14 protein-coding genes and 1 other annotated feature are annotated in these 15,120 nt (G+C 53.6%); of the genes, 8 read left to right on the top strand and 6 right to left on the bottom strand.

Annotated elements, in window-relative coordinates; all coding sequences use genetic code 11:
* Nucleotide 1 precedes the first annotated feature (1 nt).
* The 3 genes from trpCF to ACHHZ6_RS00455 are packed head-to-tail and all read right to left on the bottom strand — an operon-like array spanning nt 2 to nt 4,521.
* On the bottom strand, nt 2-1,360 hold the full coding sequence (trpCF, locus tag ACHHZ6_RS00465) for a bifunctional indole-3-glycerol-phosphate synthase TrpC/phosphoribosylanthranilate isomerase TrpF (protein WP_395121503.1): 1,359 nt from the start codon (nt 1,358-1,360) through the stop codon (nt 2-4).
* 3 nt (nt 1,361-1,363) lie between these two features.
* The gene (gene trpD / locus ACHHZ6_RS00460) at nt 1,364-2,959 is read right to left on the bottom strand and encodes a bifunctional anthranilate synthase glutamate amidotransferase component TrpG/anthranilate phosphoribosyltransferase TrpD (protein WP_395121501.1); all 1,596 of its coding nucleotides are present in this window, start codon (nt 2,957-2,959) and stop codon (nt 1,364-1,366) included.
* Nucleotides 2,959-4,521: an anthranilate synthase component 1 gene (locus tag ACHHZ6_RS00455; RefSeq protein WP_395121500.1), complete on the bottom strand. Its 1,563-nt coding sequence runs from the start codon at nt 4,519-4,521 to the stop codon at nt 2,959-2,961. The genes trpD and ACHHZ6_RS00455 overlap by 1 nt, the downstream gene beginning before the upstream one ends.
* A 25-nt stretch (nt 4,522-4,546) precedes the next feature.
* Nucleotides 4,547-4,641 (bottom strand) — a sequence feature (Trp leader region).
* 160 nt (nt 4,642-4,801) lie between these two features.
* On the opposite strand from ACHHZ6_RS00455, the gene rnm reads away from it, so the two are divergent.
* The 3 genes from rnm (at nt 4,802) to rluB (ending at nt 7,272) form a co-directional block, all read left to right on the top strand.
* On the top strand, nt 4,802-5,683 hold the full coding sequence (gene rnm, locus ACHHZ6_RS00450; protein ID WP_182271658.1) for an RNase AM: 882 nt from the start codon (nt 4,802-4,804) through the stop codon (nt 5,681-5,683).
* Nucleotides 5,680-6,300, top strand: a complete 621-nt coding sequence (locus tag ACHHZ6_RS00445) for an L-threonylcarbamoyladenylate synthase (RefSeq protein WP_395121498.1) — start codon at nt 5,680-5,682, stop codon at nt 6,298-6,300. Before rnm ends, ACHHZ6_RS00445 begins: the two co-directional genes overlap by 4 nt.
* Nucleotides 6,301-6,396: 96 nt before the next feature.
* Complete coding sequence (gene rluB, locus ACHHZ6_RS00440; RefSeq protein ID WP_182271657.1) at nt 6,397-7,272, top strand: 23S rRNA pseudouridine(2605) synthase RluB; 876 nt, start codon at nt 6,397-6,399, stop codon at nt 7,270-7,272.
* 34 nt (nt 7,273-7,306) lie between these two features.
* Here rluB and cobO read toward each other — a convergent pair whose 3' ends face one another.
* Both cobO and ACHHZ6_RS00430 read right to left on the bottom strand, forming a co-directional pair.
* Complete coding sequence (gene cobO, locus ACHHZ6_RS00435) at nt 7,307-7,897, bottom strand: cob(I)yrinic acid a,c-diamide adenosyltransferase (RefSeq protein WP_182271656.1); 591 nt, start codon at nt 7,895-7,897, stop codon at nt 7,307-7,309.
* Nucleotides 7,894-8,655, bottom strand: coding sequence for a YciK family oxidoreductase (locus ACHHZ6_RS00430; RefSeq protein WP_395121496.1), 762 nt, complete (start codon nt 8,653-8,655; stop codon nt 7,894-7,896). Before ACHHZ6_RS00430 ends, cobO begins: the two co-directional genes overlap by 4 nt.
* 252 nt (nt 8,656-8,907) lie before the next feature.
* On the opposite strand from ACHHZ6_RS00430, the gene sohB reads away from it, so the two are divergent.
* Nucleotides 8,908-9,954 carry a protease SohB gene (gene sohB / locus ACHHZ6_RS00425; protein ID WP_395121494.1) on the top strand — a complete coding sequence of 349 codons (1,047 nt, stop codon included), beginning with the start codon at nt 8,908-8,910 and terminating at the stop codon, nt 9,952-9,954.
* A 34-nt stretch (nt 9,955-9,988) separates the two neighbouring features.
* On the opposite strand, the gene ACHHZ6_RS00420 is transcribed toward sohB, so the two are convergent.
* Nucleotides 9,989-10,240, bottom strand: a complete 252-nt coding sequence (locus tag ACHHZ6_RS00420) for a YciN family protein (RefSeq protein ID WP_014070502.1) — start codon at nt 10,238-10,240, stop codon at nt 9,989-9,991.
* Between the two features lie 398 nt (nt 10,241-10,638).
* On the opposite strand from ACHHZ6_RS00420, the gene topA reads away from it, so the two are divergent.
* From topA to ACHHZ6_RS00400, 4 genes are all read left to right on the top strand, one after another.
* A complete protein-coding gene (gene topA / locus ACHHZ6_RS00415) occupies nt 10,639-13,236 on the top strand; it encodes a type I DNA topoisomerase (protein WP_182271653.1) in 2,598 nt (865 codons plus the stop codon).
* A gap of 187 nt (nt 13,237-13,423) precedes the next feature.
* On the top strand, nt 13,424-14,398 hold the full coding sequence (gene cysB, locus ACHHZ6_RS00410) for an HTH-type transcriptional regulator CysB (protein WP_014170373.1): 975 nt from the start codon (nt 13,424-13,426) through the stop codon (nt 14,396-14,398).
* A gap of 316 nt (nt 14,399-14,714) precedes the next feature.
* Complete coding sequence (locus ACHHZ6_RS00405) at nt 14,715-14,876, top strand: YmiA family putative membrane protein (protein WP_182271652.1); 162 nt, start codon at nt 14,715-14,717, stop codon at nt 14,874-14,876.
* Between the two features lie 2 nt (nt 14,877-14,878).
* Nucleotides 14,879-15,049 (top strand): hypothetical protein, encoded by a 171-nt coding sequence (locus tag ACHHZ6_RS00400; protein WP_182271651.1) that lies wholly within the window; start codon nt 14,879-14,881, stop codon nt 15,047-15,049.
* Nucleotides 15,050-15,120 lie beyond the last annotated feature (71 nt).

Raw genomic sequence — 15,120 nt, 5'->3', positions numbered from 1 at the left:
CTTAATATGCACGCAGAGTTTTAAATACCGAGGCCAGCTTGCCGGCATCTTTAATTCCCGGTTGGGACTCTACGCCAGAATTGAAATCGAGGCCTGCGCAGCCGGTTTTGGCCGCGTCTACACAGTTATCCGGGCCGAGTCCACCCGCCAGCAGGACATTGTCCAGCACTTCGCCGTTCAGCAGCGACCAGTCAAAACGCTGACCCGTGCCGCCCTGGCCGTTGTCGAGCACGTATTTATCAACATAATTCAGGTTACGGGCTGGCAACGTATCGCCAACGCTTTGTGCTTTCCAGATTTGCACCTGAGGAGCCAGAACGACGCGCAGGGCATCAATATAGGCCTGATCTTCATCACCGTGCAGCTGTACTGCGCTCAGGGATAACGCCCCGGATTTTGCCGCAACGTCCGCAACACTGGCGTTACGGAAGACACCCACATAGCTGAGCGGGGCGGCTGCCATGACCTTACGCGCCTGTTCTTCCGTCACCGCGCGAGGGGACGCTTCAACAAAGATCAGCCCGCCGTAAATTGCTCCCGACTCATACGCGGCCTGGGCATCCTGTTCACGAGTTAACCCGCACACTTTGTTTTCACCCAGTAACACACGGCGTACCGCAGCATTGAGATCGTCGTGGGCCATCATGGCGGAGCCAATCAGAAAACCGTTGGCAAAGTGGCTCAGTTCGCGGACCTGGGCGTAGCTGTTAATGCCGGATTCGCTGATCACCGTGACGCCAGAACCTAAACGAGGAGCCAACTGGCGCGTACGGTTCAGGTCAATCGACAGATCGCGCAGATCGCGGTTGTTAATACCGACGACTTTGGCCTTCAGCGCAAGCGCGCGTTCCAGCTCTTCTTCGTTGCTCACTTCGGTCAGCACACCCATGTTCAGGCTGTGTGCGACGGCGGAAAGCTGGCGATACTGTTCGTCGTCGAGTACCGAAAGCATCAGCAGGCAGGCGTCGGCCTGGTAAAAACGCGCCAGCCAGATCTGGTACGGGTCGATAATAAAGTCTTTGCACAGGATCGGCTGCGGCGCGATACCGCTGACAATAGGCAGAAAATCAAAACTGCCCTGGAAATACTTTTCATCCGTCAGCACGGAGATGGCTGACGCATGATGTTTATAGATACCGGCAATACGCGCCGGGTCGAAATCGTCACGAATAACGCCTTTCGATGGAGAGGCCTTTTTGCACTCAAGAATAAACGCAGTGCGGGCTCCCTGCAGGGCATCATAGAAACGACGGCTACTTGGGACGACGTCATTCTGAAAACTGGCAAGCGGTTGCTGCACTTTGCGGGCTTCCACCCAGATGGCCTTATCGGCAACGATTTTCGCTAAAACGGTCTGCATTCTTTATCCTCTTGCCGCAAGTGCGGTAACGCGATCGTAGGCTGCACCAGAGCGCAGTACGTCCAGAACTTTTTGAGCGTTCGCTTTCAGGTCTTCCTCACCGTGCAACCGCATCAGCATGGCGACGTTGGCGGCAACGGCGGCCTCATGGGCAACCTCTCCCTTACCTTGTAATAAGCGCGTGAGAATGTCACGGTTTTCTTCTGGTGTACCACCGGCCAGCGCCTCCTGGTGATACGGTGTTAAGCCGAAGTCAGATGCTTCAAGCTGGTAGCTCAGGATTTCACCGTTGTTCAGTTCAGCGACCAGTGTTGTCGCATGAAGGGAAACCTCATCCATTCCTCCGCTGTGTACCACCGCGGCACGTTGGTAACCCAGCACGCGAAGCGTTTCTGCAATCGGCAGTACCAGCTCCGGGCTGTAGACGCCAATCAGTGCCAGCGGCGGATGCGCCGGGTTGATCAGCGGCCCCAGCACGTTAAACAGCGTGCGGGTCTTAAGTTGCTGGCGAACCGGCATCGCGTGGCGGAAACCGGTGTGATACTTCGGCGCAAACAGGAAGCAGACGCCCAGGTCATCCAGTGCTTCGCGGGAACGCTCGGCTTTCATGTCCAGGTTGATGCCGAAGGCCGCCAGCAAATCAGACGAGCCGGAACGGCTGGATACGCTACGGTTACCGTGTTTTGCCACTTTCAGGCCACACGCTGCCGCCACGAAGGCGCTGGCAGTAGAGATATTGATGCTGTTGCTGCCGTCACCACCGGTACCGACGATATCCGCAAACTGATAGTCCGGGCGTGGGAACGGGGCGGCGTTTTCCAGCAGCGCCGTCGCGGCACCAGCAATTTCCTGCGGGCTTTCACCGCGCACTTTCATGCTCACCAGTGCGGCCGCCAGTTGCTCCGGTTTCAGCTCGCCGCGAACCACGGCGGAGAAGAGCTGGTGGCTTTCCTGTTGGCTCAGGGTCTGTGCCTGATACAGTTTTTCCAGAATCGGCTGCAGGGTGTTGGTTTGTTCCAGTTTCTGCAGCGCCCAGTCCAGCGTTTGTTCCAGCAGACGCGCACCGTTGGAGGTCAGAATAGACTCAGGGTGGAACTGCATACCACAGACGCGATCCACATCGTGGCGCACAGCCATCACCATCCCTTCAAACGAGGCGTTAATGGTTAAGCCTGCCGGAATGTTGCTACCAACAAGGGAGTGATAGCGCGCCACCGGCAGCGGGTTTGGTAGCCCGGCAAACATCGCCTGGCCGTCATGTTCAATGCTGGATGCTTTACCATGAAGGATTTCGCCCGCCTGACCCACGTAACCGCCATAGGCTTCGACGATCGCCTGGTGCCCCAGACAGATACCGATAATCGGCAGCTTGCCGCGCATCCGGGTCAGCAGCTCGGGCATACAACCGGCTTCACTGGGGGCACCGGGGCCTGGGGAAAGCATCAGCACCGGGTTTTGCATGGTCGCCAGCCGGTCAATCAGCGTTTGTGCCGGAACATGGTTACGGTAGATAACGACGTTATGACCATTCGCGCGCAGCTGATCTGCCAGGTTATAGGTAAAAGAGTCGATATTATCGAGCAGCAGAATGTCAGCCATCAGAAAATCTCCTGTGCATGGTGTGCGGTAGCAATGGCGCGCAATACCGCGCGGGCTTTACTGCGCGTTTCGTCAGCTTCAGACTGCGGAACAGAATCAAGAACAATCCCTGCGCCTGCCTGGACGGTGGCAATACCGTCCTCGACATAGGCGGAGCGGATCACGATGCAGGTATCCAGATCACCGTGCGCGGTGAAATAGCCCACGGCACCACCGTAGCTACCGCGACGACGTCCTTCGGCAGCGGCAATCAGCTGCATGGCTCGCACTTTCGGTGCACCGCTCAGGGTGCCCATATTCATGCAGGCGCGATAAGCGTGCAGAACATCGAGGTCGCTACGCAGTTCACCGACCACGCGGGAAACCAGGTGCATCACGAACGAGTAACGGTCAACTTTGGTCAGGTCTGCAACATAACGGCTGCCGGGGGTGCAAATACGGGCCAGATCGTTACGGGCCAGGTCGACCAGCATCAGGTGCTCGGACAGCTCTTTATGGTCGGTACGCATTTCCAGCTCGATACGGCTGTCGAGATCGCGATCCAGTGAACCATCAGCACGACGACCACGCGGGCGCGTCCCGGCAATCGGGTAGATCTCAATCTGGCGGCTGGTGGCGTCGTATTTCAGTGAGCTTTCCGGTGATGCGCCAAACAGGGTGAAATCATTGTCCTGCATAAAGAACATGTACGGGCTTGGGTTGCTCTTTTTCAGCACGTCGTAGGCCGCCAGCGGTGACGGGCAGGGCAGCGAGAAACGACGGGACGGCACGACCTGGAAAATTTCCCCGGCACGAATCGCTTTTTGCATCTGACGAACCACGGCACCGTACTGATCGTCGGTCTGGTTGACGTCGCAGGTCATCTGCTCAACGCGCTGTACCGGCAGCGCAGGTGGCGCTTCGGTCATTTGCTGTTGCAGCTGCGCGATGCGGTGCTCAAGGCGTTTTTTCTCTGTCACGGACGGCGTGAACAGGCTGGCCTGGATGCGGATGTATTTTTTCTGATGGTCGATCACCAGCAAGGTTTCGGCCAGGTAGAAGCAGTAATCCGGGCAGCGGTTGCCTTGTTCTGTTTCCGGTAAATCTTCAAACCCGGCGACCAGGTCGTATGCAAACAACCCACCGAAGAACATGGCTTCACGTTCATTTTCTGGAACCGTCACCAGATTTTGCAGCAGGCGGAAAACATCGAAAACGGACAGAGAGCAGAGGCGCGCGTCTTCGTCCAGTAGCTGGCTGACCGGCGGGAAATGCAGAACCCGCATTTCCGGATGATGTTCATTTTCGATGCCCGCAGGCAGGACGGCATCCAGCAGCGGCAGCAGCGTTGCACCGTTGTCAGATAACGCTTTAATGGTGACGGTGTCACCTAATGCGGTAATGCGCAGCGCACTGTCGACCAACAGCAGGCTTTTGAGATCGTCCTTGCTGTCGATATCGGCGGATTCCAGTAACAGGGTGGCCGGACGGGCACCGCAGACCTGATGAAACAACGCGGTTGGGTTGTGGCGATAGGCCGCCTCGCAGGTCAGCAACTCAAGGTCAGGTTTGGCTGTTTGCATTGTGTTGTTCTCATTTATTTTGTTCAAAAAAAAGCCCGCTTGGTAGCGGGCTGGGTATCTGTTTGCATTTCGCAGACGCGTGACACTGCCCGATAATCAGGAAGTGCGCCACCAACCGTGCAGAGTGCAATGTGCTGTCATTTTCAGATACCTTTCTCGTGTGAACTTGCGTACTAGTTAACTAGTTCGATGGCGTATTGTCAACCCTTGATTTCAGAATTTCGCGGCAAATCGTTATCATAGGGTTTTTGGATGTTTTCAACCTGTGATGGGAAGTGCTTTGAGCGATACCACTTACGCCGTAATTTACGATTTACACAGCCACACTCAGGCTTCTGATGGTCTGCTGACGCCTGAAGCGTTAGTCCATCGTGCCGTTGAAATGCGTGTTGGCACGCTGGCGATAACCGATCACGATACGACAGATGCCATTCCGGCGGCGCGCGCTGAGATCGCCCGCAGTGGGTTAGCGCTGAATCTGATCTCCGGTGTCGAAATCTCGACCGTCTGGGAAAACCACGAAATTCATATCGTTGGCCTGAACATCGATATAGAACATCCGGCAATGTGCGCATTTTTGCAAGAACAAAAAACACGTCGTCACCAGCGCGCGGAGATGATTGGCGATCGACTGGAAAAGGCGCATATTCCGGGCGCGCTGGAGGGTGCGCAAAAACTGGCGAACGGCGGGGCGGTGACGCGTGGTCACTTTGCCCGTTTTCTGGTTGAGGCGGGCAAGGCGACGACGATGGCGGATGTCTTTAAAAAGTATCTGGCACGCGGGAAAACCGGATACGTTCCTCCACAGTGGTGTACAATAAAACAAGCTATTGATGTGATTCATCATTCTGGCGGTAAGGCCGTGCTGGCCCATCCTGGGCGGTATAATCTTTCTGCTAAATGGCTGAAAAGACTGTTGGCACACTTTGCCGAGTGCGGCGGTGAGGCGATGGAAGTCGCTCAGTGCCAGCAGGCTCCCAATGAGCGAGCACAGCTCGCGACTTACGCCCGTCAGTATGGTCTGCTTGCGTCGCAGGGGTCTGATTTCCATCAGCCTTGTGCATGGATTGAACTGGGGCGTAAGCTCTGGTTGCCCGCAGGCGTTGAACCGGTCTGGCAGCTCTGGGAACAGCCACAGCAAATTGAAGAGAGGGAAGTATGAGTCAGTTTTTCTATATCCATCCGGATAACCCGCAGTCGCGCTTGATCAATCAGGCCGTGGAGATCGTCCGTAAAGGTGGCGTTATTGTCTACCCGACCGATTCCGGCTACGCGCTGGGCTGTAAAATTGAAGATAAAGGGGCAATGGAGCGTATTTGCCGCATTCGCCAGCTGCCGGACGGACACAACTTTACCCTGATGTGCCGCGACCTTTCCGAACTGTCCACCTATGCTTATGTCGACAACGTGGCGTTCCGACTTATCAAGAACAACACGCCGGGCAACTACACGTTCATCCTGAAAGGGACGAAAGAGGTGCCGCGTCGCCTGTTACAGGAAAAGCGTAAAACTATCGGGATGCGCGTGCCGTCTAACCCGATTGCACAAGCACTACTGGAAACCCTCGGCGAGCCAATGCTTTCTACCTCGTTGATGCTACCCGGCAGTGAATTTACTGAGTCTGATCCGGAAGAGATCAAAGATCGCCTGGAGAAGGTGGTCGAGCTGATTATCCACGGCGGTTATCTCGGTCAGCAGCCAACAACCGTGGTCGACCTGACCGAAGATGCTCCGGAAGTGATTCGTGAAGGCGTGGGCGATGTTAAGCCTTTCTTGTAAAGGTGTAAGCAGATATACTACGCGGCCATCAAAGCAGGGCTGAGCCCTCTTTTGACCTGATTCGACGCCTGTGAAGGCGACACCTGAGGAAGCTCAATGAGCGAGAAGTTACAGAAAGTGCTGGCGCGCGCCGGCCACGGCTCACGTCGTGAAATCGAAGCCATTATTGAAGCAGGTCGCGTGAGTGTGGACGGTAAAATCGCCACGCTGGGTGACCGCGTAGAAATCGTACCGGGGTTGAAGATCCGTATCGACGGTCATCTAATCTCGGTCAAAGAGTCCGCTGAACAGATCTGCCGTGTGCTGGCGTACTACAAGCCGGAAGGCGAGTTGTGTACCCGTAATGACCCGGAAGGTCGTCCGACAGTGTTTGACCGTCTGCCTAAGCTGCGCGGTGCTCGCTGGATTGCCGTCGGTCGTCTTGACGTAAACACCTGCGGTCTGCTGCTGTTTACCACCGATGGTGAACTGGCAAACCGTCTGATGCACCCAAGCCGTGAAGTTGAACGTGAATACGCCGTGCGTGTATTCGGCCAGGTTGATGAAAATAAACTGCGCGACCTGTCGCGTGGCGTTCAGCTGGAAGACGGCCCTGCGGCGTTCAAAACCATCAAATTTACCGGTGGTGAAGGTATTAACCAGTGGTACAACGTGACCCTGACAGAAGGCCGTAATCGCGAGGTTCGTCGTCTGTGGGAAGCGGTTGGCGTGCAGGTTAGCCGCCTGATCCGCGTACGTTATGGCGACATTCTGCTGCCAAAAGGTCTGCCGCGTGGCGGCTATACCGAACTGGACCTCACCCAGACCAACTACCTGCGAGAGCTGGTTGAACTGACGGCGGAAACCACCTCTAAAGTGGCGGTGGAGAAAGATCGTCGTCGAATGAAGGCGAATCAGATCCGTCGTGCGGTGAAACGCCACAGCCAGGTGAGCAGCAATCGCCGTTCTGGCAGCCGTAACAACAACGGTTAAGCATAAAAGCCCGGTTAAGTAACCGGGCTTTTTTTTAGTAATCAATCCCAGCTTGCGCTTTGATTCCTGCATCGAACGCATGTTTAACCGGACGCAATTCGCTGACGGTATCCGCTAACTCCAGAATATCCCGATGACATCCGCGCCCTGTGACGATTACCGTCTGATGCGCAGGACGGTTCTTCAGCGCGTCCAGTACGGCCTCCAGCGGCAGATAGTCATAGGCCACCATATAGGTTATTTCATCCAGCAACACCATGTTAAGTGCGGGGTCGGCCAGCATTCTTTTGGCGTGCTCCCAGACAGCGAGGCAGGCAGCGGTGTCGGTCTCCCGGTTCTGGGTATCCCACGTAAACCCGGTCGCCATCACCTGAAATTCAACGCCATGCGGTTCCAGTAAGTTACGCTCACCGTTGGGCCATTCGCCTTTAATAAACTGGATCACCCCCACTTTTTGTCCGTGCCCGACGGCGCGTGTGGCAGTGCCAAACGCGGCGGTAGTTTTGCCTTTGCCGTTGCCGGTAAAGACGATGATGATCCCACGCTCGTCCTGGGCGGCAGCGACGCGGGCATCGACCTGTTCTTTCAGGCGCTGTTGGCGCTGCTGATGACGTTCTTCACTCATTGCGAAATCCCCGGTTTACGGCCTGGCTGGGCATCAAAGGTCATCCCTGTTTTGCGGCGGCTGTCGTCACCCATCAGCCAGAGATAGAGCGGCATAATATCTGCCGGGGTCTTCAGTTTCTGCGGATCTTCCGTGGGGAAGGCGTTAGCCCGCATCTTCGTTCGTGTTCCACCCGGGTTAATGCAGTTTACGCGCAGATGACGGCTCTGATACTCCTCCGCCAGCACCTGCATCATCCCTTCAGTGGCAAATTTTGAGACAGCATAAGCCCCCCAGTTTGCGCGTCCCTCGCGCCCCACGCTGGAGGAGGTGAAGACCAGTGAGCCGGATTCGGAACGGAGTAATAAAGGAAGCAATGCCTGGGTCAGGAAAAATGTGCCGTTGATGTTGACCTGCATCACCTGCTGCCATATATCAGGATCTTGTTCATCCATTGGGCGTACCTCTCCCAACAGACCGGCGTTGTGCAGCACCCCGTCCAGACGTGGATAGTGTGCGCTGATACGTTGCGCCAGTTCCTGACACGTTGCTGGCGTACAGGTCAGTAAATCGAGCGTGTACCAGCGGGCAGGAATGCCACCTGCAGCGTTAATGTCTTGCGCTACACCTTTTAGTTTTTCTTCGTTACGGCCAATCAGAATGACGCTCGCGCCATACTCAGCGTACGTCAGGGCAGCCTCGCGACCAATACCGTCACTGGCACCAGTGACAAGAATGATCCGGTTCTGCAGCAGATTTTTTTGCGGTTGATAATGCACGGTGACTCCTCTGGCGCACTGAGCGGCGATTGCGCCTTCTTTTATGACTTTTCGGCTTTATGCCCGAATTAGCATGAGAATTCAATCAGTCTACAGGACGCATTACTGTGAAATTAACAATTTGCAAATATTTAAACCAGAATCAGGGGATTCCTGAAGGCGGCTCGCAGAGGTAATGTCACGAGCGAGACGCATGAGCAGGGCTGTTGTACACTGCCGTGAAAGAATCGTGGTTAAATCAAGGTGAAACGCGTGGAATTACTTTCTCAATATGGGCTGTTTTTGGCAAAAATCGTGACGGTGGTGATTGCCATCGCGGCGATCGCCGCTCTGATTGTCAACCTGACACAGCGCAAGCGTCAGCGTGGTGAGTTACGCATTACTCGCCTGAGCGAACAATATAAAGAGATGCAGGAAGATATGTCACTGGCGTTGCTCGACAGCCATCAGCAGAAATTGTGGCATAAGGTGCAGAAGAAAAAGCACAAACAGGAAGCTAAAGTCGCTAAGGCGAAAGCAAAGCTTAACACCCCGCAGGGCGAGGCAAAACCCCGCGTTTATGTGCTCGACTTTAAAGGCAGTATGGATGCACATGAAGTGTCATCCCTGCGCGAAGAAGTCACGGCCGTGCTTGCCGTGGCCAAACCTCAGGATCAGGTGGTTGTGCGTCTTGAAAGCCCTGGTGGTGTGGTTCACGGCTACGGGCTGGCGGCCTCGCAACTCCAGCGCCTGCGTGAAAAACAGATCCCGCTGACCATTGCGGTGGATAAAGTTGCGGCGAGCGGTGGCTATATGATGGCCTGTGTGGCGGACAAAATTGTGGCGGCACCGTTCTCCATTATTGGCTCCATCGGCGTCGTCGCGCAAATTCCGAACTTCAACCGCTTCCTGAAGAGTAAGGAAATTGACATTGAGCTGCACACGGCGGGTCAGTACAAGCGCACTCTGACGCTGCTGGGTGAAAATACGGAAGAGGGGCGTCAAAAATTCCGCGAAGACCTTAACGAAACACACCATCTCTTTAAAGATTTTGTGCACCAGATGCGTCCGGCGCTCGATATTGAGCAGGTAGCAACGGGTGAACACTGGTACGGCACTCAGGCGCAGGAGAAAGGGCTGGTGGATGAGGTTGGCACCAGTGACGATCTGCTGCTGAACCTGATGGAAGGCCGTGAGCTTATTGGTGTACGCTTTACCCAGCGTAAACGACTGCTTGACCGCTTTACCAATAGCGCGGCAGAGAGCGCGGATCGCCTTCTGTTACGCTGGTTGCAACGCGGACAAAAACCGCTGCTGTAAACAAAAACGCGAGGCATTTGCCTCGCGTTTTGCATTAATCGACCAGGTGATACTTCTCTGAAAGCGTATGTGCCAGGTATTTAAACATGTTAAACACGGCGGTGCTTTTCGGGGTAGGCAAACCCTGTTCATCAAGGAAGTATTCGCCGCTGAAAACCAGCACGCCATTACGTTGTTCCACGCCAGTGGCTTCAATGCCCGCCAGGGTGTCCTCATGGTTGCGAATCAGTTTGTTTGCTTCGATAAGCAGAGAGGCTCGGTCAATCGGTTGGGTCGTATTCTGCATAATCCACTCCTTAAACAGTGACGATAGTCTACGCCGAGGGCGCTTTGGGGGCAAATTTTCCCTGTAATGTGAGGGGGTAAGGAGCAGGGGCCAGGCTGGCAGGATTTGCTTTTGCATGCTAATAAAGTTGCGTAACGAATTTTATCAGGTACAGTGTGCGCTTTCGTCATTCTGGCAACAGAATTGCTTGACATTCGACCGGGAATTCGTCACGAATTATATTTGCTGTAAAAAAATACCCGATAACTCAATCACCTGGGCGTTAATTGTGTGACGTCTGGTAAGACAAAGGGGTTGATATCCCCTGGCACAGCCGCTATATCAATGGCTCGTCGTCAGCGGAAGGGAAATCAACATGCGGCGTATTCCTGGAAGAATTAAATTAGGTAAAGGTGAACATGGGTAAAGCTCTCGTCATCGTTGAGTCCCCGGCAAAAGCCAAAACGATCAATAAGTATCTGGGTAATGACTACGTGGTTAAGTCCAGCGTGGGTCATATCCGCGATTTGCCGACCAGTGGCTCAGCCAGCAAAAAGAGCGCAGACTCTACCTCCACCAAAGGGGCTAAAAAGCCTAAAAAGGATGAACGTAGCGCGCTTGTCAACCGCATGGGTGTAAACCCGTGGCATGACTGGGATGCACAATATGAAGTGCTGCCAGGGAAAGAAAAAGTCGTTAACGAGCTGAAACAGCTTGCTGAAAAAGCAGACCATATCTATCTCGCAACCGACCTTGACCGCGAAGGGGAAGCCATTGCATGGCACCTGCGGGAAGTGATCGGGGGTGACGACAAACGCTACAGCCGCGTAGTGTTTAACGAAATTACGAAGAATGCAATTCGTCAGGCATTTGAGAAGCCAGGTGAACTGAATATTGACCGTGTAAACGCACAGCAGGCACGTCGCTTTATGGACCGTGTTGTGGGTTATATGGTTTCTCCACTGCTGTGGAAAAAGATTGCCCGTGGCTTGTCTGCCGGGCGTGTGCAGTCTGTTGCCGTACGCCTTGTGGTTGAGCGCGAGCGTGAAATTAAAGCATTTGTCCCGGAAGAGTTCTGGGAAGTGGATGCCAATGTCACCACGCCGGGCGGCGATGCTTTACCGCTGCAGGTAAGCCATCAGAACGACAAGCCTTTCCGTCCTGAAAACCGCGACCAGACGATGGCCGCAGTGGCGTTGCTGGAAAAAGCGCGTTATCAGGTACTGGAGCGTGAAGACAAACCGACCAGCAGCAAACCTGGCGCACCGTTTATTACCTCTACGCTGCAACAGGCGGCAAGCACGCGTCTGGGTTATGGCGTGAAGAAAACCATGATGATGGCGCAGCGCTTGTATGAAGCGGGTTACATCACCTATATGCGTACTGACTCCACGAACCTGAGCCAGGACGCGGTCAACATGGTGCGCGGTTATATCAGCGATAATTTCGGTAAGAAATACCTGCCGGAAAACGCAAATCAGTTCGCCAGTAAAGAGAACTCTCAGGAAGCGCACGAAGCGATTCGTCCTTCTGACGTTTCCGTACTGGCTGAATCACTGAAGGATATGGAAGCCGACGCGCAGAAACTGTACCAGCTGATCTGGCGTCAGTTTGTGGCGTGCCAGATGACGCCTGCGCAGTATGACTCCACCACCCTGACCGTTGGCGCGGGGGATTTCCGCCTGAAAGCGCGTGGCCGTATTCTGCGTTTCGACGGCTGGACGAAAGTTATGCCTGCGCTGCGTAAAGGCGACGAAGACAGAACGCTGCCTGCGGTAAACAAAGGTGATGAACTGTCTCTGGTTGACCTGATCCCGGCACAGCACTTCACCAAACCACCTGCGCGCTTCAGCGAAGCATCACTGGTTAAAGAGCTGGAAAAACGCGGTATTGGCCGTCCATCTACCTATGCGTCGATTATTTCGACCATTCAGGATCGTGGTTACGTCCGGGTTGAAAACCGTCGTTTCTATGCTGAAAAAATGGGTGAAATTGTCACCGACCGTCTGGAAGCGAACTTCCGTGAGTTGATGAACTACGATTTCACCGCGCAAATGGAAGACAGCCTCGACCAGGTTGCCAGCCACCAGGCGGAATGGAAAAAGGTACTCGACAGCTTCTTCAGCGACTTTACCAATCAGCTTGATAAAGCTGAGAAAGATCCTGAAGAGGGTGGAATGCTGCCAAACCAGATGGTATTGACCAGCATCGATTGCCCAACCTGTGGCCGTAAGATGGGGATCCGTACCGCAACAACGGGGGTATTCCTGGGCTGCTCCGGCTATGCACTTTCACCGAAAGAGCGTTGCAAAACCACCATTAACCTGGTACCCGAGAACGAAGTTCTTAACGTGCTGGAAGGCGACGATGCGGAAACCAACGCGCTGCGCGCCAAGCGTCGCTGCCAGAAATGTGGCACGGCAATGGACAGCTACCTGATCGATCCAAAACGTAAATTGCACGTATGTGGTAATAACCCGACGTGTGATGGATATGAGATTGAAGAGGGCGAGTTCCGCATTAAAGGCTATGACGGCCCGATTGTTGAGTGCGAGAAGTGTGGTTCCGAAATGCACCTGAAAATGGGGCGGTTCGGTAAATACATGGCGTGTACCAACGACGAGTGTAAGAACACGCGTAAGATCCTGCGTAATGGCGAAGTTGCTCCGCCGAAGGAAGATCCGGTTCCGTTGCCAGAGCTGCCGTGCGAGAAGTCAGACGCGTATTTCGTATTGCGTGATGGCGCTGCCGGGGTCTTCCTCGCCGCTAACACCTTCCCGAAATCGCGTGAAACCCGCGCACCGCTGGTCGAGGAGCTGCATCGCTTCCGCGATCGCCTGCCGGAGAAACTGCGTTATCTGGCCGATGCGCCACAGCAGGATCCTGAAGGTAATAAGACCGTTGTGCGTTTTAGCCGTAAAACGAAGCAGCAGTATGTCGCTGCGGAGAAAGAGGGCAAGGCGACCGGCTGGTCAGCGTTCTTTGTTGACGGTAAATGGGTGGAAGGTAAAAAATAACCTTCACTTACCGTAACTTACCTGTAAAAGGGCCGGACTTCCGGCCCTTTTTTATTACGTTGTTATTATTTTTGGTTCCGTACTATACAGTCAGGCTATAAATGATATAGTGGTTATAGTTAACCCATTTCTTATTATCAAATCGTCTTAAGCGATTGACCGCATGCGCTAAATCGGATGGTCTGGCATGAAACTACAGCAGCTTCGTTATATCGTTGAGGTGGTGAATCACAACCTTAACGTCTCTTCTACCGCCGAGGGGCTTTATACCTCGCAGCCCGGCATCAGCAAGCAGGTTCGCATGCTGGAGGACGAGTTAGGTATTCAGATTTTTGCCCGTAGCGGTAAGCACCTCACGCAGGTGACTCCGGCAGGGCAGGAAATTATTCGGATCGCACGGGAAGTCCTTTCCAAAGTTGATGCGATTAAGTCTGTCGCGGGCGAACATACCTGGCCGGATAAAGGTTCTCTGTATATTGCCACTACCCATACTCAGGCCCGTTATGCGCTACCTGGTGTGATTAAGGGCTTTATTGAGCGTTATCCGCGCGTGTCGTTGCATATGCATCAGGGGTCTCCGACGCAAATCGCAGAAGCTGTTTCAAAGGGCAATGCGGATTTCGCCATCGCGACAGAAGCGCTCCACCTGTATGACGATCTGGTTATGCTGCCGTGCTACCACTGGAACCGTTCTATTGTGGTGACGCCCGATCACCCGCTGGCGGGTAAAGGGGCGGTCACTATTGAAGAGCTGGCGCAATATCCGTTAGTCACCTATACCTTCGGTTTTACCGGACGCTCTGAGCTTGATACGGCATTTAATCGGGCAGGGTTAACGCCGCGTATCGTCTTTACCGCAACGGATGCTGACGTCATTAAGACATATGTGCGGCTTGGGTTGGGCGTGGGCGTTATTGCCAGCATGGCTGTTGATCCTGTCTCTGATCCGGACCTGGTGCGTCTTGATGCGCATGATATTTTCAGCCATAGCACCACCAAGATTGGTTTCCGCCGCAGCACGTTCCTGCGTAGCTATATGTATGATTTTATTCAGCGCTTTGCACCGCATTTAACGCGTGACGTGGTCGATACGGCCGTGGCATTGCGTTCCAATGAAGATATCGAAGAAATGTTTAAAGACATTAAGCTTCCGGCTAAATAATCACTCCCGGTATCTTTCCCCCACGCAAAGATACCGAAATAACTTTTTAATGCTAATCAGAATTATCATCATCTGTAACCCACTGCCATATAATGTCATAACCCATTTTATTTTTAAGGTTATACTGTCGCAAATTTGCGACAAAAGTAGAAAGTAAATTGGGGGTTCGCAAATAATTCTTTTCAATTATTTATTTCTGGTCAAAAGATTGAATATTTCCTCCGATCGGATACGTAAATTCACTGGCTTTTCGGCTAAAGTTTCTTTAGGATTTATCTCAACAGATGATTACTTATACCAATTATTTGGTCTCTAAATGATAAGCGATGTCGATTGTATGAGGTCAGCACCATCTTCAGAAAGTAAAGGGCCGCAAAGGGATCCTGCGCTCAAGCGTAAAGCCTGGCTGGCGACTTTCCTTCTCTCTGCCCTGTTTTGGGTGGTGGTTGCTCTCATGGCCTGGAAATATTGGGGTTGAATATGGCAGTGACTGTACGTGCAGAAACGGTAAAGCAAATGCGTCAGCATCGTGACAATGGTCGCAAAACTCGCAAGACACCTGCGACCACTGTACCCGAGTCCTGGACACTGACGCCGCAGCAGCAAGCCTTTATTGATGTGTTCGCGGAAGACGAGCCCAAAAAACAATAATTTAGTTTATTGCGTAACGATGCAAATAGTTTGAATAATGTCTCTGTGCTTTTGTACTCTTTAATAAATAC

Source organism: Enterobacter cloacae complex sp. 2024EL-00214, from assembly GCF_043945575.1.
In the GTDB taxonomy this organism is placed as follows: Bacteria; Pseudomonadota; Gammaproteobacteria; order Enterobacterales; family Enterobacteriaceae; genus Enterobacter; species Enterobacter cloacae_P.
This window is presented reverse-complemented; position numbering and strand designations above follow the sequence as displayed.